Genomic DNA, 18,343 nt, shown 5'->3' with positions numbered 1-18,343 from the left:
CAGCTATGACCCCTGGCTCGAACATCCCTCTCTCCGCCGTGCGCGTGACGGTGGACGTCGCCGCTCCGGTGCGGCTCGACGTGTCGGGCCTGCTGCTCACGGGCGACGGCAAGGTGCGTTCCGACGACGACTTCATCTTCTACAACCAGCCGGCCGGACCGGGCGTGAGCTACCGATCCGGCGGCGGTGCCGCGCCCGACGCGATCACGGTGGACACCGCCGCCGTGCCGCCGGACATCGACAGGATCGTGGTCACGGCCAGCCCGGACGCGGCCGGCCAGACCTTCCAGGGCGTCGAGCCGACGGCCACGATCCGTGAGGCGGACGGCGGCGCGGTGCTGGCCACGTTCACCCCGCCGCAGCTCGGCAGCGAGACCGCGCTGGTCGTCGTGGAGATCTACCGCCGGGGCGGCCAGTGGAAGGCCCGCGCCGTCGGCCAGGGGTACGCCAACGGGCTGGCCGGTATCGCGACGGACTTCGGCGTGACGGTGGAGGAGCCGGCCGCCGCCCCCGCGTCCCCGGCGCGACAGCCGGCCGCCCCGCCGGCCCCGCCGGCCCCGGCGGTGTCGGCGCCCCCGGTCCCGTCGGCACCCCCGGCTCCCCCGGTGCCGCCCGCTCCGCCCGTGCCGGGCGCCGGGAAGATCAACCTGGACAAGGGCCGGGTCAGTCTGCAGAAGAACCAGACCGTGTCCCTGGTCAAGGGCGGGCGCCCGCTGCTCTCCCGGGTGCAGATGGGCCTCGGCTGGGAGCCCGCCTTCCGCGGCAAGGACATCGACCTGGACGCCTCGGTCATCGCCTACGGCCCGCAGCGCAACCACATCGACAGCTGCTACTTCGGCAAGCTGACGATCCTGAAGGGCGCGGTCAAGCACTCCGGGGACAACCTGACCGGCGAGGGCGGGGGCGACGACGAGGTGATCGTGGTCGACCTCGGCCGGCTGCCGCAGGAGGTCACCGGACTGGTCTTCACGGTCAACTCCTTCTCCGGCCAGAAGTTCACGGAGGTCGCCAAGGCGTACTGCCGCCTCGTCGACCCGGCGACCGGGGAGGAACTCGTCCGCTTCGACCTCACCGGCGCCGAACCGCAGACCGGCGTGCTGATGGCCAAGCTCATCCGGCAGTTCTCCGGGGAGTGGGACATGACGGCCCTGGGCGACTTCGTCAAGGCCCGCACCGTCCGCAACATGGTGGAACCGGGGGCGAGGGCGCTGTAGCGGGGCTGCCGCGGCACGTCGTGGTGCCGGGGGCGATCGCCGCTGACCGCGGCTCGCACCCCGGCCGCGGCGCCGGGGTATCTGAGGCCCCTGCGGGGGCGCCCCACCGGACGAACCGCGCCGGGCTACAGCCGCAGCCCCTCCGTCAGCAACGTCAGATAACGGCGGATCTCCTCGCCCTGCCCGCTCCCCAGCTCCGACGCCGTGGCCACCCCGTGCGCCAGCCGCAGCACCTCGACCGGCTCCAGGTCGGCCCGCAGGACCCCGTCCGCCTGTGCCGCGCCCACGAGCCGGCTCGCCGCACCCTTCACCGCCGTACCGCACGCCGTGCCGCACGCCGTCGGTGCCGCCGAGCCGCCGTCCGTGACCGCCGCCCCCAGGAGCGCCTTCATGCCCCGCAGCTGGATCGTGGCGACGCACAGCTCGTTCAGCCACTCCATGAGCGCCTCACCCGGCGGCAGCTCCATGGCCAGTTCGTCGGCCCGCCTCCCCAGCGCCTCGATCCGGTCCACGTACGCGGCCTCCAGCAGCGCGTGCCGGGTGGGGAAGTGCCGGTAGAGCGTGCCCGATCCGACGCCCGCCCGCTTGGCGATCTGGTCGAGCGAGGCGTTCTCCCCCTGTTCGGCGAACGCCTCCGCCGCCACCGCCAGCAACCGCTCGTAGTTCCGCCGGGCGTCCGCGCGCATGGGCCTGACCTGCGTCATCCGGGAACTCCTTGCGGGCGGTGGCTGTCCCGGCATTTTATCGAGCCTCGGACAGGGAGCACCGGCGGACACGGATGCGGCCCGCACCCCGCCGGGGGAAGTGCGGGCCACGCTCAGGGCCGGCCGTGCCTGGTGCAGGCGCGGCGTGGAGTTCAGCCGCGCTTCTGCCGCTTCCAGGGCCCGGTGATGGCCAGCATGATGCCGGGCGTCTGGATGTTGGCGAACAGGGTGCGGCCGTCGGGTGAGAAGGTGACGCCGGTGAACTCGCTGTACTCGGGTTCGTCCGCGGTGCCGTTGTTCAGCTCGTTGCGGGCGATCGGGTAGGTGCGGCCGCTGTCGGTGGCGCCGAACAGGTGCTGGACGCCCTCGCCGTCCTCGGCGATGACCAGGCCGCCGTACGGGGAGACGGTGATGTTGTCCGGGCCGTCGAAGTTGCCGTCCGCGGCCGGGTCGGGGTTCACGCCGAACAGGACCTTGAGGGTCAGCGTGCGGCGCTTGGGGTCGTAGAACCAGACCTGGCCGTCGTGCTGGACGGGGCTCTCCGCACGGGCGAACGAGGAGACGACGTAGACGCCGCCGTCGCCCCACCACATGCCCTCGAGCTTGCGGGCGCGGGTGATCTGGCCGTCGGTGAACTGCTTGCGGGTCGAAACCGTCTTGGCATCGCGGTCCGGGACGTCCACCCAGTCGACGCCGTAGACGGTGCCGGTCTTCGTGGCCCGGGACAGGTCGTCCACGAACGTGCCGCCGGAGTCGAAGCACTTGAAGGCCTGGAGGACGCCCGCGTCGTCGGCGAGGGTGCGCAGCTTGCCGCGGCCGTGACGGAAGTCCTCCGGCGGGGTCCAGCGGTAGAACAGGCCGTTGGGGCCGGAGGCGTCCTCGGTCAGGTAGAGGTGGCCGCGCTTGGGGTCGACGACGACGGCCTCGTGGGCGTAGCGGCCGAGCGCCTTGATGGGCTTGGGGTCGCGGTTGGCGCGGCGGTCCTCCGGGTCCACCTCGAAGACGTAGCCGTGGTCCTTGGTGAAGCCGTTCTTGCCGGCCTTGTCCTCGGTCTCCTCGCAGGTCAGCCAGGTGCCCCACGGGGTGCTGCCGCCCGCGCAGTTGGTGGCGGTGCCGGCGATGCCCACCCACTCGGCGACCTCGCCGCCGCGGCGGACCTCGACGACGGTGCAGCCGCCGGCCGCCGCCGGGTCGTAGACGAGGCCCTCGGTGAGCGGCACCGGGTGCGGCCACTGGGCGCGGGCGCCGGCCAGCTCGTGGTTGTTGACGAGGAGGGTGGCGCCGCGCGGGCCGTCGAAGGTGGCGGTGCCGTCGTGGTTGGACGGGGTGAACTCGCCGGACTCCAGCTTGGTCCTGCCGCTGTAGGTGATGATCCGGTACTTGAAGCCCGCGGGGAGGGCGAGGATGCCGTTCGGGTCGGGGATCAGCGGGCCGTAGCCGACGCCGTGGTGGCCGTGCGCCGACACGCCGTCCGTGTTCTCGGTGTCGGTCTCCGTGGACGCGAGGGCGTTCGGCGCGGTGGCGAGCGCGCCGACGCTGCCCGCCAGTGCGACCCCGGCACCGGTGATCGCGGATGTTCTGGCGAAGTCCCTGCGGGTGAGCGACATGGTGTCTCCTGTGACGTGGGCGTGCCGTGGAGGGTGGCGGCCCTCGGTTCGGCGCACACGTTCCCGCCTGCTTTTGAACGGGAGTTGAACGCCCGGCCACTTAAGAGGAGCCTGTTCCATGAATGCGTACGCGCTGCCCCATGGCCCACAAAAACACCGGCCGCGTCGTGTCCGGGCACCGACTTCGGTCCCGCCGTGACAGCACCGGGCCCACCCGGCACCAGGCCCACGCGGTGCGGCCCGGCCGTGCCGAACCGAGCCCCCCCCCTGCCGCCCTCACCCTCCTTGCTGGGACCGGGCCTTGAACGCGGCCTTCCGTGCCTCCTTCGCCACCTTCTTGTCCGGGTGCAGCCGCCCCATCGCCTCCAGCACATCCGCGGTGGCGGGATGCTCCACCCGCCAGGCGGCCGCGAAGAACCCGCTGTGCTGCTCGGCCAGCCCCTCCACCAGCGCCTGCAGCTCCTCCGAGTTGCCCTCGGCGGCCAGCTGGGCGGCAACGGTGTCGATGGTCAGCCAGAACACCAGCTCCTGGGAGGGCGCCGGCACCCCGGCGGCACCCCGCTCGCTCAGCCACACCCGGGCGAGGCCGCCCAGCTCGGGGTCGTCGAGGACCTCCCGCAGCGCGGGCTCGGCCTCCGCGCCCACCAGCGACAGCGCCTGCTGACAGCGCAGCCTGCGCAGCGGCGCCCCCGCGTCCGCACCCCGTGCCGCGGCGAGCAACTCGCGGGCGGCGTCGAGGGGTTCGCGCCGGGCGAGCCAGTGTTCGGTCTCGGCGCGCGCGGCGAACTGCCCGAATCCCGCCGTGCCGTCGAGCAGCGCGTCCGCGCCCTTGTCGACGAGGTCACCGACGACCGGTGCCTCGAAGCCGGCCTCCAGCAGTCGTGCCCGCAGCCCGTAGGCGCCGAGCGGAGTGAGCCGGACCATGCCGTAGCGGGAGACGTCGGTGTCGTCGACCGGTGGGGCGGGCTCCTCGGCGGCGCCCTCGATGTCCGCCAGCAGCGCCTCGTCCACCGGCCGGTACTCCACGAGCCCGACGGGCTCCAGCATCCGGAACTGGTTGTCGAGCCGCATCATCGCGTCGGAGACCTGCTCCAGGACGTCGTTGGTGGGTTCGCCCATGTCGTCCGGCACCAGCATCGACGCGGCCAGGGCGGGCAGCGGGACGGATGCCTCGCCGGGGCCGTCCTCACTCACGGTGAGCAGGTAGAGGTTGCCGAGGACGCCGTCGAGGAACTCCGCCTCGGCCTCCGGGTCCCAGTCGAGTGACGAGAAATCGACCTCGCCGCCCTCATCCAGGGCGTCGACCAGTCCGTCCAGGTCGGGCACGCTCGCGTCCGCGAGGACGGTCTCCACGGCGGCGAGCCACACGGTGAGCACATCGTGCGGGGAGCCGCCGGTGAGCAGGGCCAGGTCCGCGCCGGCCGCCACGGTCCCGGCCTCCTCGTCCACGATCTCGACCAGGCCGGCGTCCACGGCGACCCGCCAGGCCTCACTGGCGTATGCGGCGGCGTCGTCACCGCTCAGCCCGAGCAGTTCGGCGGCGGCCGGCAGTTGTTCCTCGACGAGCCCGCCGCCGGCGTCCACCCGGGTCCCGGGTCCGGCCCAGCGAGCGAGGCGGGCGGCGCGGGAGAGCAACGGCGTGGACAGCGCGGCACGCGCCAGCTCCGCTTCGGGGTGCAGCCGTACGGGCGGCAGGGGGGAGCTGTCTGACATCGGCTGGTTCTCCTCGGACCGTGAATCGGGCTCAGCCGCTCAGCCTAGACGGATTTCCACCCATGCCGCCCGGTTCATCTCCCGGTCAGCCGCCGTACATGGCCGAAACCTTGACAACTCCCCACGCCAGGCAGGAGATTGACGCGCGTAGAAGTTGGGGGGACAACTGTTCACTCGGCTCTACGCGTGTCACGGAGGGCCACGAGCCCCACACGCTCCCGTTCCACCCTCGTCCCGGCGCTCACGTTCGTCCCCGGAGGGAACCCTTGCCGAGCAGGTCTTCCGCGCGCCTCGCCGCGCTCACCGTCGCCGCCGTCTGCAGTGCGGCGTCCGTCGTCCTCACCTCACCCGCGCACGCCGACTCGGTGCGCATCCACGACATCCAGGGCGCGTCCCGTATATCGCCGTTCGCCGGCCAGAAGGTGACGGACGTGCCCGGCATCGTCACAGCCACGCGCACCTACGGCTCCTCCAAGGGCTTCTGGCTCCAGGACCCCACCCCGGACGACAACCCGGCCACCAGTGAGGGCGTGTTCGTCTTCACCAGCTCCACGCCGAAGGTCGCGGTCGGTGACTCGGTCACGGTCACCGGCACGGTCTCCGAGTACGTCCCGGGCGGCGCCTCCTCCGGCAACCAGTCGCTGACGGAGATCACCAAGCCGGCCGTCACCACCGTCTCCACCGGCAACGCGGCCCCGGCCCCGGTCGTCGTCGACGAGGACTCCGTACCGCAGGAGTACGCCCCCGCCGGCGACACGGCCGCGGGCGGCTCGGTCAACGGCCTGACCCTGGAGCCGTCGACGTACGCCCTGGACTACTACGAGTCCCTCGAGGGCATGGACGTCCAGGTCGCCGACGCCCGCGTGGTCACCGCGACCGACCCGTACAGCGAGCTGTGGGTCACGGTGAAGCCGTGGGAGCACCGCAACCGCCGCGGCGGTACGGTCTACGGCTCCTACGACTCCCAGAACACCGGCCGGCTGCAGATCCAGTCGCTGGGCCCGACCGCCGACTTCCCGAAGGCGAACGTCGGTGACACACTCACCGGCCCCACCACCGGCCCGCTGGACTTCAACCAGTTCGGCGGCTACACCCTCGTCGCGAGCAGGCTGGGCACGCTGAAGAGCGGCGGGCTCGAGCGCGAGACGACACGGGAGCAGTCGCGCGGCGAGCTGGCGGTGGCGACGTACAACGTCGAGAACCTCGACCCGGCGGACGCGACCTTCGACAAGCACGCCGCCGCGATCGTGAACAACCTGCAGTCGCCGGACATCGTGTCCCTGGAGGAGATCCAGGACGACAACGGCGCCAAGGACGACGGCACGGTCGACGCGAGCGAGACCGTGAACAAGCTGATCGACGCGATCGTCGCGGCGGGCGGCCCGACGTACGACTGGCGCTCGATCGACCCGGTCAACGACAAGGACGGTGGCGAGCCGGGCGGCAACATCCGTCAGGTGTTCCTGTTCAACCCGGAGCGCGTGTCCTTCGTGGACCGCGCGGGCGGCGATTCGACCACCGCCGTCGGCGTCACCAAGGTGCACGGCAAGGCGCGGCTGACGGCTTCGCCGGGCCGGATCGACCCGGCCAATGCGGCCTGGGCGAACAGCCGTAAGCCGCTGGCCGGTGAGTTCGCCTTCCGGGGCAAGACGGTCTTCGTGATCGCCAACCACCTCAACTCCAAGGGCGGCGACCAGGGGCTGACCGCGCAGTACCAGCCGCCGGTGCGCAGCTCGGAGATCCAGCGCCACGCACAGGCGACCGCGGTGCACGCGTTCGTCAAGGACCTCCTGGACGTGCAGAAGAACGCGAACGTCATCGCGCTCGGCGACATGAACGACTTCGAGTTCTCCGGGACCGCGGAGATCCTCGAGGGTGACGGCGAGCTGTGGTCGGCGATCAAGTCGCTGCCCCGGAGCGAGCGTTACACCTACGACTACCAGGGCAACCAGCAGGTGCTGGACCAGATCATGATCAGCCCGGCGATCCGGCGCGGCTGCGACTTCGAGTACGACAGCGTGCACATCAACTCGGAGTTCAACGACCAGATCAGCGACCACGACCCGCAGGTGCTGAGGTTCCGCCCGTAGTCCACGGGCCCGGCGGACGGCTCAGGGCCGGCTGAACACACCGTTCAGCCAGCCCTGCCAGGCGGACTCGTTCGCCCGGGCATCGGCGTCCGGCGCGAAGTCGTGCACGCTGATGCCGAGCGGGGCGCCCCAGTGGCCGCGTCCGAAGAAGCGGATGAGGGCGCTGTCGGTGCGCAGTCCGATGAAGTACGGGTTGCGGTAGTCGAGTACGGCGTCCAGGGTGCGCCCGCCGGGCCCCTGGGCGCTGATCTTCGTGCCCGCGGCCGTGTCGTCCGCCAGGCCGAGCGCGCGGCCGACGGCGGCCAGCGCCCGCGCGGTGTTCGAGGCCTCGGGGCCGTTCAGCTGGGCGAAGGTGACCGGGCGGGGCGCGAAGTGCGTGAGGTACTCGCGCAGCGTGTGCAGATAGAAGTTGGTGTGCTTGCTCGCGCCGTCGTACTGGTTGTTCCAGTCGTCGGTGAAGATGCCGCTGTGGACGTAGCGCACCCAGGCGCGGCGGCCCTCGTCGCGGGGCTCGATGGTGTGGTCGAGCTGGTTGAGCGACTGGGTGGGGAAGCCGACGTCCTCGCTGCGACTGGTGTAGCGGTGCGGCGGGTCCCAGACGGTCACCGTGGACCCGAAGGGCCCCGTGCCGCCCTCCCGGGGCTCGGGCGGATCCATCGGCCACAGATAGCCGCCGGTTCCGGTGGTGACCGCCTCCCAGACCTCCTCCGGCGGGACGTCGACCTCGAACTCGCGGACGATCTCGAATTCCTCGGGCATGGCGGGCTCCTGCTCAGCTTTCGATGGTGGGCCGGTCCTTGACCGTGGGATGCAGCGCGACGACGATCCGGTGGTCGCGGCCGCCCTCGGCGCCGGGGGCGTCGTACTTGCGGATCAGGGCGCTCACGCCCGCCGTCAGCTCCTGCGCGAAGGCCGCGCGGTCGGCGGCCGAGGCGAAGCGGACCTCGCCGTCCAGGGCGTAGGTCGCCAGCCGCTTGCGGGCCTTCGCGGCGCCGGTGATCAGCGCGCCGACGTCCCGTACGAGGCGGGCGCCGAGCGCGAGCAGCCAGCGCGCGGAGAGCTGGTCGCGGAAGCGGTCCGGGTCCGGCTGCACGGCGGGGAGGGCGGCCGGCGAGATGACGTACGACGCGGCGGTCGCGCGCATCAGCCGCTCGGTGACATTGCCCTTGCGGCGCTCCCCGGCCAGCTCGACCAGGCCGTGCCGCTCCAGCGCCCTGAGGTGGTAGTTCACCTTCTGCCGGGGCAGCCCGACCTTGCCGGCCAGCATCGCCGCCGACGCCGGTTCGGCGGCCAGTTCGGCGAGCAGCCGGGCCCGTACCGGGTCGAGCGATACGGCCGCCGCCTGGGGGTCCTCGATCACGGTCACGTCCAGCATGGGTCCACCCTCCCACCGACAAGTTTTTTTGTCCAGGAGGACCAACTGTTCGGTGAGAGGGTGGGTGCGGAGCCTTCTGTGGCCCGTCCGGGCGTCAGTGGTGGCGCTGCCTGCGCCAGGTGATGCCGGCCGCCACCGCGGCCGCGCCCAGCACGCCCACCGCCAGGACCGGCCCCGGGTGGCTCCGGGCCTTGCGCAGCGCGTCACGCAGCGGCTGCGGAACGGAGCCCTCCATGGCGTGGCCCGCGCGGCCGGCCTGATGCTGTACGGCGTGCCCGGCGTGGACCGCCCGGTCCTGCACGGCATGACCGGCGTGGAGCGCCCTTTCCTGCACCGTGTGGCTGGTCCTGGCCGCCCTTTCCTGGACCGTGTGCCCGGTCCTGGCCGCCCGTTGCTGCACCGTGTGCCCGGTCCTGGCCGCCTTTTCCTGCACCGTGTGCCCCGCGCCGGCGGCGCTCGCGCGCAGCTGGACGGTCATGGCACCGGCCTTGTCCCTCAGGTCGGCGGCCCGGGCCCGGGCCCGGCCCTTCACATCGGCCTTGTCCATCAGCTGAGCGACGGTCGCGCCCAGTTGGCTCCTGGTCTGTTCGATCTGCTGCCGCAGCTCGTCGGGGCCCTTGGCGCCCGAGCCGTGCGGAGTGTTGTCGCTCATCGGTGTGCCCTTTCCCTGATCGCGTCGACATTCGCCCTGACGCTGCCGAGCGTCTCCTCGGATGCGGGTGCGGGTGCGGGTCCGGACGGGGCGGCTCGGCGCACCGGGGTGCGGCCGGCCACGGCGAGGAGGACCGCGGCCACGCTCAGCGCCCCCGCCCGCACGGGCAGCGCCGGAGAGAGGGCGGCGGTGGCGGCACCGGCCGGGGTGATCGGCCCGGCGTGTCCGACGGCGTCCGCGGCGCCGAGCGGTCCGCCGCCACGTCCGGCACGACGTCCCTCCTCGGCCGGATCCTCCCCGCCGAGGACGGCCTCCCGCCGCAGCAGCCGGGAGAACCGTTCGGTGGCCGGGCCGGCGAATGCGCCCGTGGAGGGGTGCCCGTCGGCCGCGGGCCGCGCGTACGGGGCCACGGTCACGGTGTTCCGCCTCCCTTCCTGTACGGAACGTCCGGGTACCCGGACCCAAGACCCTTAGCCCTGCTCCGCTCCCCCGCCCCCACGTTCACCGAGGCGGGCGAGTTGGGTCTGGAACCAGTCCAGTCGCGCCTGCAACAGGGCTGCTTCCGCGACGAGTTCGGGCACGCCCGGGCCGGTGGCGGCCGCCAACTCGACGTACGAAGCCGCCGTACCACCGCTTTCCGCGACCACCCGCAGCCCGTCCCCGGCCAGCCGGGCGAACCCCGCGAGGGAGACGGACGTACGCCCGCGCACACAGTCCGCGCAGACGGGCGCGAGGGCCCGCCAGCCGGGTCTGCCCCAGCCCGCGTCGGCCAGCCCGACCGCACCGGTGCCGCAGCCGCAGGCCCGCACGGTCGCCGTGCGCACCCGCTGCCGGGCGTAGCGGAAACCCCGCTCGAAGCGGATGTAGGCGCCGAGCACGGAGACCTCGAGCAGGGCCGCCGTGCGGTGCTCCGCGGTGCACAGCAGGGCCTCGGCGGCCGTGCGGTCGTGCACGCAGTGGAAGCCGCAGTCGCACAGCCGCGCGGGCGGCCGGTGCCTTCGGCCGTAGACACAAGCTGCGTCGTCGAGCACCGTGTACGGCATTGCGCCGCCCAGGGAGACGCCGGTGAACCCGGCCCGGGTGCCGTCCTGGGACAGCACCGGGTGGGCGATCTTGTATCCGGTCGGCGGCTCCGTCGGGCGTTCCGCCGGGAGCCGCAGTCTCATCGGGTGGCCGGGACCTCTTCGCGGGCCGGCTCGGCCGGTTCGGTGCGGACGATGTCCTCGGGGAGCCGTGCTTCCTCTTCGTGGACGAGCGGCCGCTCCTCGGCGACCCCGGTGGCCAGTGCCTTGCCCAGTTTCATGGTGCCTCCCATGACCTGACGTCGGTGACCCTCCGGCCATAGTGACCCATGAGGCGCCGAATTGGACACCCGACCTCCGGCCACGCCCTGCACACTTCAGCGATGCTTAGCAATATCGCATAGAAGAATTAAGTAGAGCTTCACGACGCTCGGGCCGAGACTACTCCCATGACGAGCCCACGCAAGCCCGCCCCGCCCTTCGGCCGCACCCTCTGCGCGATGGTCACGCCGTTCACCGCGGGGGGTGCCCTCGACCTGGACGGAGCCGGGCGCCTGGCCGCGCGGCTGGTGCGGCGGGGCTGCGACGGCCTGGTCCTCAACGGCACCACGGGCGAGTCGCCCACCACCACGGACGCCGAGAAGGCGGAGCTGATCGCGGCCGTCCGGGAGGCGGTCGGCGACCGGGCCGCGCTGGTCGCCGGCGTGGGCACCTCCGACACCCGGCACACGGCCGAACTGGCCCTCGCGGCGGAGCAGGCGGGTGCCGACGGCGTCCTGGTGGTGACGCCGTACTACAGCAGACCTCCGCAGGAAGCCGTGGCCGCCCACTTCCTGGCGGTCGCCGACGCGAGCGGTCTTCCGGTGATGCTCTACGACATCCCGGGCCGCACCGGCACCCGGATCGAACCGGACACGATCATCCGCCTCGCCGACCATCCCCGGATCGTCGCCGTCAAGGACTGCTCCTACGACTTCCTCGGCACCCAGAAGGTGCTGGCACGCACGGAGTTGGCGTACTACGCCGGCTGCGACGAGCACGTGCTCGCGCTGTACGCGGTCGGCGCGGCGGGCTGCGTGAGCACGGTCGGCAATGCCGTACCGGCCCACATCGCCGCGATCCTGGACGCCTTCGACGCGGGCGACACCGTCCGGGCGAGGGAACTCCAGCTGAAGGCGATGCCGTTGATCGAGGCGATGACGGGTGCGGGCCTGCCGGGCACGGTCACCGCGAAGGCCCTGCTGGGCCGCCTCGGACTGCCCGCCGGCCCGGTGCGCGCACCCTTGCTGCCCGCCGGTCCGGAAACGGCCGACGGACTGCTGGCCCTGTACGAACGGCTCGTGACGGACACCCCGGCCACGGTCTGATCAGCGCCCGGCGAAGACCGGTTGCCGGTTCGGCCGGTGGTGGCCGGCACCCCGCTTCCGGCAGCCACTGAGCGGGACGCCGCCGGTCCCCCACTCGTGGCGTCCCTCCTGCCGTACGGTGTCCCCGTGCGCCGCCCCCTGCTGTTCCTGGACGTCGACGGCCCCCTCAATCCGTACGCGGCCCAGCCGGAACGCCGGCCCGAGGGGTACACGACGATCCAGGTGCCCCTGCGCTCCCGCCGCCCCCTGAGGGTCTGGCTCAACCCTGCCCACGGCCCGGCCCTGCTCCGCCTCGGCTACGACCTGTGCTGGGCGACCACCTGGATGGCCGAGGCGAACCGCTGGATCGCCCCGGTCGTCGGCCTGCCCGAGCTGCCGTACGTCGACTTCGGCACCGGCCTGTTCGCCGAGCGCCCGGACGGGGTCCACTGGAAGACGGAGGCGATCGTGGCGTACGCCGAGGGCCGCCCGTTCGCCTGGGTGGACGACGAGCAGAGCCCGGCGGACACCGCGTACGTGGCCGCCCATCACCCCGGCCCGGCCCTGCTGCGCCACGTCGACCCGCGAAGGGGGCTGCGCGAGTCCGACTTCACGGCGCTGAGGGAGTTCGCGACCACCGCCGGCCACCCGCATACCCAAGCACCGCCCGTCGACCCCGGCCCACCCGCATGACGAAGCGCCCCGCACCGAGGGGTGAGGGGCGCTCCGGACGGCGTGCGTCAGTTGTGGCTGTGCAGGATGTCGTTCAGACCGCCCCAGACCGCGTTGTTCGGGCGGGCCTCGACCTTGCCGGTGACCGAGTTGCGGCGGAAGAGGATGTTGGAGGCGCCGTTCAGCTCGCGGGCCTTGACGATCTGGCCGTCGGGCATGGTGACCAGGGTGCCCGCGGTGATGTACAGGCCGGCCTCGACCACGCACTCGTCGCCGAGCGCGATACCGACGCCCGCCTCGGCACCGATCAGGCAGCGCTCGCCGATCGAGATGATCACGTTGCCGCCGCCGGACAGGGTGCCCATCGTGGAGGCGCCGCCGCCGATGTCGGAGCCGTTGCCGATCACGACACCCGCGGAGATCCGGCCCTCGACCATGGAGGTGCCGAGGGTGCCGGCGTTGAAGTTGACGAAGCCCTCGTGCATGACCGTGGTGCCCTCGGCCAGGTGCGCGCCCAGCCGGACCCGGTCGGCGTCGGCGATGCGGACGCCCTTCGGGGCGACGTAGTCCGTCATGCGCGGGAACTTGTCGATCGAGGTCACCTGGAGGTGCAGGCCCTCGGCGCGGGCGTTCAGCCGGACCTTCTCGATGTCGTCCACGGCGACCGGGCCGAGCGAGGTCCAGGCGACGTTGGCGAGGTGGCCGAAGATGCCGTCCAGGCTCTGGCCGTGCGGCTTGACCAGGCGGTGCGAGAGCAGGTGCAGGCGCAGGTAGACGTCGTGCGCGTCGATCGGCTTCTCGTCCAGCGAGGCGATGACCGTGCGGACCGCGACCACCTCGACACCCCGGCGGTTGTCCGGGCCGATCGCCGCGGTCGCGCCGCCGCCCAGCAGCTGCGCCGCCTGCTCGGCGGTCAGCCGCTCGGTGCCGGCCGGGCCCGGCTCCCCGACCAGCTCGGGGGCCGGGAACCAGGTGTCGAGAACGGTGCCGTCGGAGGCGATCGTGGCGAGGCCGGCGGCCACGGCGCCGGTGGTACGGGAAGCAGACTCGGTCATGGGGGAAAACCTAACGTGAGGCGGGGTGTGGGAGCGAACCGTGTCTCACGTGCCGGGCGCGGTTTCAGGGGATCACCCGAGCCGGCACCTCCCGCGCGTGCTCCCCGTCGTACGAACCGCCCGTCAGCGGCACCTGCGGCACAGCTGGTGCTCCGGCTCGGCGCCCGGCCGGTCGCCGCCCCCGGCCACTGCCCGAGGACCCGGACGAGACCGGCGGCGAGGTCGCCGTCACCGTCCTCTCAGCACCCCGCCGGCGGCCAGGACGCCGGCGAAGCCCTCATCGGGCTGACCGAGGGCGGCCACCGGCACATCGTCAGGGGTGGCGAAGTGGTCCGTCGTGGAGCCGAGCGGTACGTCGCGGCCTCGCCGGCGACCGAGCGGTGGCTCAGCCCGGCGACGCCGTCCCCGCCGGCCGGCCACCCGGATCGCCGCCGCGTGCCGGAACACCGGCCCGCACCGGGCGGACTCGGCGTTCCCGCTGCTGAGCATGCGCGAGCGGCGGCACCCGGGCAGGTGCCGCCGCTTCACGCGCGAGGTGTTCTCAGACGTTGAACCCCAGCGCCCGAAGCTGCTCGCGGCCGTCGTCGGTGATCTTGTCCGGGCCCCACGGCGGCATCCAGACCCAGTTGATGCGCAGCTCGTTGACGAGGCCGTCCGTGGCGGACTTGGCCTGGTCCTCGATGACGTCCGTCAGCGGGCAGGCCGCCGACGTCAGGGTCATGTCGACGGTGGCGATGTTGGCGTCGTCGACGTGGATGCCGTAGATCAGGCCGAGGTTGACGACGTCGATGCCCAGCTCGGGGTCGACGACGTCCATCAGGGCCTCACGGAGTTCCTCCTCCGAGGCCGGCTTCATCTCCACGGTGTCACTCATGCGGTCTTCCTTTCGGCGTCGGCGCCACCCAGCACCTGGGCCGTCGCGTCCTTCCACGCCATCCAGCTCAGGAGGGCGCACTTGACCCGGGCGGGGTACTTGGAGACCCCGGCGAACGCGACCGCGTCCTCCAGGATGTCCTCCATCGCGTCGTCCGGCTCGATCCGGCCCTTGGACTGCATCAGCTCCAGGAAGGTCTCCTGGATCTTCTGCGCCTCGGTGACGTCCTTGCCGATCAGCAGTTCGTTCAGCACGGAGGCGGAGGCCTGGCTGATGGAGCAGCCCTGGCCCTCGTACGACACATCCGCGATCTTCGTGCCGTCGTACTTCACGCGGAGGGTGATCTCGTCGCCGCATGTCGGGTTCACGTGGTGCACCTCGGCGTCGCCCTCCCGCAAGCCCCGCCCGTGCGGGTTCTTGTAGTGGTCGAGGATGACTTCCTGGTACATCGAGTCCAGCTTCACGGTCTCAGCTCACGCCTCTCAGCCGAAGAAGTTCCGAACGTGCTCCAGCCCGTCGACCAGTGCGTCGATCTCGGCAGGCGTGGAGTACAGATAGAACGACGCTCGCGTGGTCGCAGGAATTCCGTAGCGGAGGCACACGGGCCGCGCGCAGTGGTGGCCCACGCGGACCGCGATGCCCTGCTCGTCGAGGACCTGGCCCACGTCGTGCGGGTGGATGTCACCCAGGGTGAAGGAGATCGCGGCTCCTCGGTCCTCGGCCGTGGTGGGGCCGATGATCCGGAGGTCCGGGACCTCGCCCAGCTTCCGCACCGCGTACTCGGTGAGCGCGTGCTCGTGGGCGAGGATCTTGTCCATGCCGATCGACTGGAGGTAATCGATGGCCGCGCCGAGGCCGACCGCCTGGGCGACCGGGGGCGTGCCCGCCTCGAACTTGTGCGGCGCCGGGGCGTAGGTCGAGGAGTGCATCGAGACGGTCTCGATCATCTCGCCGCCGCCCAGGAAGGGGGGCAGGTCCTCGAGCAGCTCCTGGCGGCCCCACAGCACGCCGATGCCGGTCGGGCCGCACATCTTGTGGCCGGTGAAGGCCACGAAGTCGGCCTGGAGGGCCTGCACGTCCAGCGGCATGTGCGGAGCGGCCTGGGAGGCGTCGATGCAGACGAGCGCGCCGACCTCCTGCGCGCGGCGCACTATGGCCTCGACCGGGTTGAGCGTGCCCAGGATGTTCGACACCAGCACGAAGGAGACGATCTTCGTCTTCTCCGTGATGACCTCGTCGATGTTGGAGAGGTCCAGGCGGCCTTCGTCGGTCAGGCCGAACCACTTCAGCTTCGCGCCCGTGCGCTGCGCCAGCAGCTGCCACGGCACGATGTTGGAGTGGTGCTCCATCTCCGTGATGACGATCTCGGTCTCGTGGTCCACCCGGTAGGGCTCGTCGGCCCAGCCCAGCATGTTCGCCACGAGGTTGAGCGACTCCGAGGCGTTCTTGGTGAAGATCACCTCGTTGCGGCTCGGCGCGTTGATGAACTCGGCGACCTTGTCACGCGCGCCCTCGTAGAGCGCCGTGGCCTCCTCGGCGAGGACGTGCACGCCGCGATGGACGTTGGCGTTGTAGCGCTCGTAGTACTCGCTCAGGGCGTCCAGCACCTGGCGCGGCTTCTGCGAGGTCGCCGCGTTGTCCAGGTACACGAGCTTCCTGCCGTCGTGGACCTGCCGGTCCAGGATGGGGAAGTCCTTGCGGATCGCCTCGGTGTCGAGGAGGCCCGGCAGCTGTGTCACGCGGATGCGCCGCCCTTCGTGTATGCCTCGTAGCCCTCGTCCTCCAGCTTGTCGGCGAGCTCGGCGCCGCCGGACTCGACGATCCGGCCCGCGGAGAAGACATGGACGTAGTCGGGCTTGATGTAGCGCAGGATGCGCGTGTAGTGGGTGATCAGCAGGGTGCCGACCTCACCGGTCTCGCGGACCCGGTTGACGCCCTCGGAGACGATGCGCAGGGCGTCGACGTCCAGGCCGGAGTCGGTCTCGTCGAGGATCGCGACCTTCGGCTTGAGCAGCTCCAGCTGAAGGATCTCGTGGCGCTTCTTCTCACCGCCGGAGAAGCCCTCGTTGACGTTGCGCTCGGCGAAGGACGGGTCCATGTGGAGACGCTCCATGGTCTCCTTGACCTCCTTCACCCAGGTACGCAGCTTCGGGGCCTCGCCGCGGATGGCGGTGGCGGAGGTGCGCAGGAAGTTGGAGACCGAGACGCCGGGAATCTCGACCGGGTACTGCATCGCCAGGAACAGGCCCGCGCGGGCGCGCTCGTCGACGGACATCTCCAGGACGTCCTCGCCGTCGAGGGTGACGGTGCCGCTGGTGATCGTGTACTTCGGGTGACCCGCGAGGGAGTAGGCGAGGGTCGACTTGCCCGAGCCGTTGGGGCCCATGATGGCGTGCGTCTCGCCCTGCTTCACGGTGAGGTCGACGCCCTTGAGGATCTCCTTCGTGGCGTTGTCGGCCTCGACGGTGACGTGCAGGTCTCGGATTTCAAGCGTTGCCATGGGTGCCTCAGGACTCCTGGGAGAGGGAGACGAGAACGTCGTCCCCTTCGATCTTTACGGGGTATACGGGGACGGGGCGCGTCGCGGGAAGGCCGGACGGCTTGCCGGTGCGCAGGTCGAAGGCGGAGCCGTGCAGCCAGCACTCGATCTGGCAGTCCTCCACTTCGCCCTCGGAGAGCGAGACGTTCGCGTGGGAGCAGATGTCGTGGATGGCGAACACCTCCCCCTCGGTCCTCACGACCGAGACCGGCGTGCCGTCGAGTTCCACCCGCTTCGGGGTGTCCTCCGCCAGCTCGCTCAGCCCACAGGCGCGTACGAAGGTCATGCGACCGCAGCCTCCAGCTCGTCGTCGATCTTGGCGAGCAGGCGCTCCTCGATGTCGGCGACGCCGATCTGCTGGACGAGCTCGGCGAAGAAGCCGCGGACCACCAGGCGGCGGGCCTCGTGCTCCGGGATGCCGCGGGCCATCAGGTAGAAGAGCTGCTCGTCGTCGAAGCGGCCGGTGGCGGAGGCGTGGCCGGCGCCGACGATCTCGCCGGTCTCGATCTCCAGATTGGGCACCGAGTCGACGCGCGCGCCGTCCGTGAGGACGAGGTTGCGGTTCATCTCGTAGGTGTCCGTGCCCTCGGCCTTGGCCTCGATGAGCACGTCGCCGATCCACACGGCGTGCGCGCTCTCGCCCTGCAGCGCGCCCTTGTAGGCGACGTTGGACTTGCAGTGCGGGGTGTTGTGGTCGACGAGGAGGCGGTGCTCCTGGTGCTGGCCGGAGTCGGTGAAGTACAGGCCGAACAGCTCGGCCTCGCCACCGGTGCCGGCGTAGGCGACCCGCGGGTGCAGACGCACGAGGTCGCCGCCGAAGGTGACCACGAAGGACTTGAAGGTGGCGTCCCGGCCGATGAGCGCGTTGTGCTGGCCGACGTGGACGGCCTTGTCGTCCCAGTCCTGGACGGAGACGACGGTCAGCTTGGCGCCGTCGCCCAGGACGTAATCGACGTTGGCGGCCAGCACGGCGTCACCGGTGTGGTCGATGACGACGACGGCCTCGGCGAAGGCTCCCAGCTCGATCACCTGGTGGCCGTAGGCGACCCCGCCCTCGCCGTGCACGGCGATGCGGATCGGCTCGGTGAGGACCGTCTCCTTGGGGACGGTGACCACGCCGGCCTTCTCGAACGCCGAGTACGCCTGGGCGGCGACGCGGTCCACGGGGACGCCGGCCCTGCCGATGCGGGCGTCGTCGCGGCCCACCGTCTCGACGGTCACGCCCTCGGGGGCCTGGACGTCCACCTTCACGCCGTCACCGGTCGCGACCGCGGTGCCGTCGTGCAGCCCCCGCAGCCGCTCCAGCGGGGTGAACCGCCACTCCTCCTCGCGGCCGTGGGGGACCGGGAAGTCCGCCACGTCGAAGGACGGGGGCGCGCTCATGCGCGTGGCGACGGTCGACTCGGCGGCCACCGCGATCTGGCCGGCGGTGGTGGAGCCCACCGGGATGTTCTGAGCCTCAGCCATGGCTGTCGTAGTG

At 71.7% G+C, this 18,343-nt stretch carries 21 protein-coding genes; 4 read left to right on the top strand and 17 right to left on the bottom strand.

Translation table 11 applies throughout. The features are described from left to right. Window positions 1-5 precede the first annotated feature (5 nt). Entirely contained in the window at window positions 6-1,214 is a 1,209-nt protein-coding gene (locus AC07C1_RS20070; RefSeq protein WP_478940691.1) for a TerD family protein, read from the top strand. A 125-nt stretch (window positions 1,215-1,339) separates the two neighbouring features. Here AC07C1_RS20070 and AC07C1_RS20065 read toward each other — a convergent pair whose 3' ends face one another. The 3 genes from AC07C1_RS20065 to AC07C1_RS20055 form a co-directional block, all read right to left on the bottom strand. Next, window positions 1,340-1,918 carry a TetR/AcrR family transcriptional regulator gene (locus AC07C1_RS20065; protein WP_478940689.1) on the bottom strand — a complete coding sequence of 193 codons (579 nt, stop codon included), beginning with the start codon at window positions 1,916-1,918 and terminating at the stop codon, window positions 1,340-1,342. Between the two features lie 152 nt (window positions 1,919-2,070). Next, window positions 2,071-3,525 (bottom strand): alkaline phosphatase PhoX, encoded by a 1,455-nt coding sequence (locus AC07C1_RS20060; RefSeq protein WP_478940687.1) that lies wholly within the window; start codon window positions 3,523-3,525, stop codon window positions 2,071-2,073. 276 nt (window positions 3,526-3,801) lie between these two features. After that, window positions 3,802-5,238 carry a hypothetical protein gene (locus tag AC07C1_RS20055; RefSeq protein ID WP_478940686.1) on the bottom strand — a complete coding sequence of 479 codons (1,437 nt, stop codon included), beginning with the start codon at window positions 5,236-5,238 and terminating at the stop codon, window positions 3,802-3,804. Between the two features lie 266 nt (window positions 5,239-5,504). On the opposite strand from AC07C1_RS20055, the gene AC07C1_RS20050 reads away from it, so the two are divergent. Continuing rightward, entirely contained in the window at window positions 5,505-7,328 is a 1,824-nt protein-coding gene (locus AC07C1_RS20050) for an endonuclease/exonuclease/phosphatase family protein (RefSeq protein WP_478940685.1), read from the top strand. Between the two features lie 21 nt (window positions 7,329-7,349). Here AC07C1_RS20050 and AC07C1_RS20045 read toward each other — a convergent pair whose 3' ends face one another. The 6 genes from AC07C1_RS20045 to AC07C1_RS20020 form a co-directional block, all read right to left on the bottom strand. After that, window positions 7,350-8,087, bottom strand: a complete 738-nt coding sequence (locus AC07C1_RS20045; RefSeq protein ID WP_478940683.1) for an SRPBCC family protein — start codon at window positions 8,085-8,087, stop codon at window positions 7,350-7,352. Between the two features lie 13 nt (window positions 8,088-8,100). Then, a complete protein-coding gene (locus AC07C1_RS20040; protein WP_478940682.1) occupies window positions 8,101-8,703 on the bottom strand; it encodes an ArsR/SmtB family transcription factor in 603 nt (200 codons plus the stop codon). A 94-nt stretch (window positions 8,704-8,797) separates the two neighbouring features. After that, a complete protein-coding gene (locus tag AC07C1_RS20035) occupies window positions 8,798-9,355 on the bottom strand; it encodes a DUF3618 domain-containing protein (protein WP_478940680.1) in 558 nt (185 codons plus the stop codon). Further along, window positions 9,352-9,771 (bottom strand): phage holin family protein, encoded by a 420-nt coding sequence (locus AC07C1_RS20030; RefSeq protein WP_478940679.1) that lies wholly within the window; start codon window positions 9,769-9,771, stop codon window positions 9,352-9,354. Before AC07C1_RS20030 ends, AC07C1_RS20035 begins: the two co-directional genes overlap by 4 nt. Before the next feature lie 54 nt (window positions 9,772-9,825). After that, entirely contained in the window at window positions 9,826-10,521 is a 696-nt protein-coding gene (locus tag AC07C1_RS20025) for a hypothetical protein (RefSeq protein WP_478940677.1), read from the bottom strand. Continuing rightward, the gene (locus AC07C1_RS20020) at window positions 10,518-10,658 is read right to left on the bottom strand and encodes a hypothetical protein (protein WP_478940675.1); all 141 of its coding nucleotides are present in this window, start codon (window positions 10,656-10,658) and stop codon (window positions 10,518-10,520) included. Before AC07C1_RS20020 ends, AC07C1_RS20025 begins: the two co-directional genes overlap by 4 nt. Before the next feature lie 168 nt (window positions 10,659-10,826). Here AC07C1_RS20020 and dapA point away from each other — a divergent pair, with 168 nt between their 5' ends. Together dapA and AC07C1_RS20010 are read left to right on the top strand one after the other, a co-directional pair. Beyond that, entirely contained in the window at window positions 10,827-11,744 is a 918-nt protein-coding gene (dapA, locus tag AC07C1_RS20015) for a 4-hydroxy-tetrahydrodipicolinate synthase (RefSeq protein WP_478940673.1), read from the top strand. Window positions 11,745-11,870: 126 nt separating this feature from the next. Beyond that, a complete protein-coding gene (locus AC07C1_RS20010) occupies window positions 11,871-12,416 on the top strand; it encodes an HAD domain-containing protein (RefSeq protein WP_478940671.1) in 546 nt (181 codons plus the stop codon). Window positions 12,417-12,463: 47 nt separating this feature from the next. On the opposite strand, the gene dapD is transcribed toward AC07C1_RS20010, so the two are convergent. From dapD to sufD, 8 genes are all read right to left on the bottom strand, one after another. After that, entirely contained in the window at window positions 12,464-13,450 is a 987-nt protein-coding gene (gene dapD, locus AC07C1_RS20005) for a 2,3,4,5-tetrahydropyridine-2,6-dicarboxylate N-succinyltransferase (protein WP_478940670.1), read from the bottom strand. Window positions 13,451-13,678: 228 nt separating this feature from the next. Continuing rightward, entirely contained in the window at window positions 13,679-13,978 is a 300-nt protein-coding gene (locus AC07C1_RS20000; RefSeq protein ID WP_478940669.1) for a hypothetical protein, read from the bottom strand. A 13-nt stretch (window positions 13,979-13,991) separates the two neighbouring features. Next, window positions 13,992-14,324, bottom strand: a complete 333-nt coding sequence (locus AC07C1_RS19995; RefSeq protein WP_030745090.1) for a metal-sulfur cluster assembly factor — start codon at window positions 14,322-14,324, stop codon at window positions 13,992-13,994. Then, entirely contained in the window at window positions 14,321-14,788 is a 468-nt protein-coding gene (gene sufU, locus AC07C1_RS19990; RefSeq protein ID WP_478940668.1) for a Fe-S cluster assembly sulfur transfer protein SufU, read from the bottom strand. Before sufU ends, AC07C1_RS19995 begins: the two co-directional genes overlap by 4 nt. A gap of 18 nt (window positions 14,789-14,806) precedes the next feature. Beyond that, the gene (locus AC07C1_RS19985) at window positions 14,807-16,063 is read right to left on the bottom strand and encodes a cysteine desulfurase (RefSeq protein WP_478940667.1); all 1,257 of its coding nucleotides are present in this window, start codon (window positions 16,061-16,063) and stop codon (window positions 14,807-14,809) included. Then, complete coding sequence (gene sufC / locus AC07C1_RS19980) at window positions 16,060-16,824, bottom strand: Fe-S cluster assembly ATPase SufC (RefSeq protein ID WP_478940666.1); 765 nt, start codon at window positions 16,822-16,824, stop codon at window positions 16,060-16,062. Before sufC ends, AC07C1_RS19985 begins: the two co-directional genes overlap by 4 nt. A gap of 7 nt (window positions 16,825-16,831) precedes the next feature. Beyond that, window positions 16,832-17,149, bottom strand: a complete 318-nt coding sequence (locus tag AC07C1_RS19975) for a non-heme iron oxygenase ferredoxin subunit (RefSeq protein ID WP_478940665.1) — start codon at window positions 17,147-17,149, stop codon at window positions 16,832-16,834. Continuing rightward, window positions 17,146-18,330 (bottom strand): Fe-S cluster assembly protein SufD, encoded by a 1,185-nt coding sequence (gene sufD, locus AC07C1_RS19970; RefSeq protein ID WP_478940664.1) that lies wholly within the window; start codon window positions 18,328-18,330, stop codon window positions 17,146-17,148. The genes AC07C1_RS19975 and sufD overlap by 4 nt, the downstream gene beginning before the upstream one ends. Between the last annotated feature and the right edge of the window lie 13 nt (window positions 18,331-18,343).

It is taken from the genome of Streptomyces sp. NPDC045022 (assembly GCF_056432605.1).
The sequence above is the reverse complement of the archived record's forward strand: the minus strand, read 5'-3'. Positions and strand labels throughout refer to the sequence as shown.

Excerpts from the sequence above, each read along its gene's own strand:
- AC07C1_RS19975 (WP_478940665.1), bottom strand. The coding sequence starts at position 17,149 with ATGACCTTCGTACGCGCCTGTGGGCTGAGCGAGCTGGCGGAGGACACC.
- AC07C1_RS19995 (WP_030745090.1), bottom strand. The coding sequence starts at position 14,324 with ATGAGTGACACCGTGGAGATGAAGCCGGCCTCGGAGGAGGAACTCCGT.
- AC07C1_RS20045 (WP_478940683.1), bottom strand. The coding sequence starts at position 8,087 with ATGCCCGAGGAATTCGAGATCGTCCGCGAGTTCGAGGTCGACGTCCCG.
- sufC (WP_478940666.1), bottom strand. The coding sequence starts at position 16,824 with ATGGCAACGCTTGAAATCCGAGACCTGCACGTCACCGTCGAGGCCGAC.
- AC07C1_RS20065 (WP_478940689.1), bottom strand. The coding sequence starts at position 1,918 with ATGACGCAGGTCAGGCCCATGCGCGCGGACGCCCGGCGGAACTACGAG.
- AC07C1_RS20025 (WP_478940677.1), bottom strand. The coding sequence starts at position 10,521 with ATGAGACTGCGGCTCCCGGCGGAACGCCCGACGGAGCCGCCGACCGGA.
- dapA (WP_478940673.1), top strand. The coding sequence starts at position 10,827 with ATGACGAGCCCACGCAAGCCCGCCCCGCCCTTCGGCCGCACCCTCTGC.
- AC07C1_RS20040 (WP_478940682.1), bottom strand. The coding sequence starts at position 8,703 with ATGCTGGACGTGACCGTGATCGAGGACCCCCAGGCGGCGGCCGTATCG.
- AC07C1_RS20020 (WP_478940675.1), bottom strand. The coding sequence starts at position 10,658 with ATGAAACTGGGCAAGGCACTGGCCACCGGGGTCGCCGAGGAGCGGCCG.
- AC07C1_RS20060 (WP_478940687.1), bottom strand. The coding sequence starts at position 3,525 with ATGTCGCTCACCCGCAGGGACTTCGCCAGAACATCCGCGATCACCGGT.
- AC07C1_RS20070 (WP_478940691.1), top strand. The coding sequence starts at position 6 with ATGACCCCTGGCTCGAACATCCCTCTCTCCGCCGTGCGCGTGACGGTG.
- AC07C1_RS20035 (WP_478940680.1), bottom strand. The coding sequence starts at position 9,355 with ATGAGCGACAACACTCCGCACGGCTCGGGCGCCAAGGGCCCCGACGAG.
- dapD (WP_478940670.1), bottom strand. The coding sequence starts at position 13,450 with ATGACCGAGTCTGCTTCCCGTACCACCGGCGCCGTGGCCGCCGGCCTC.
- sufD (WP_478940664.1), bottom strand. The coding sequence starts at position 18,330 with ATGGCTGAGGCTCAGAACATCCCGGTGGGCTCCACCACCGCCGGCCAG.
- AC07C1_RS20055 (WP_478940686.1), bottom strand. The coding sequence starts at position 5,238 with ATGTCAGACAGCTCCCCCCTGCCGCCCGTACGGCTGCACCCCGAAGCG.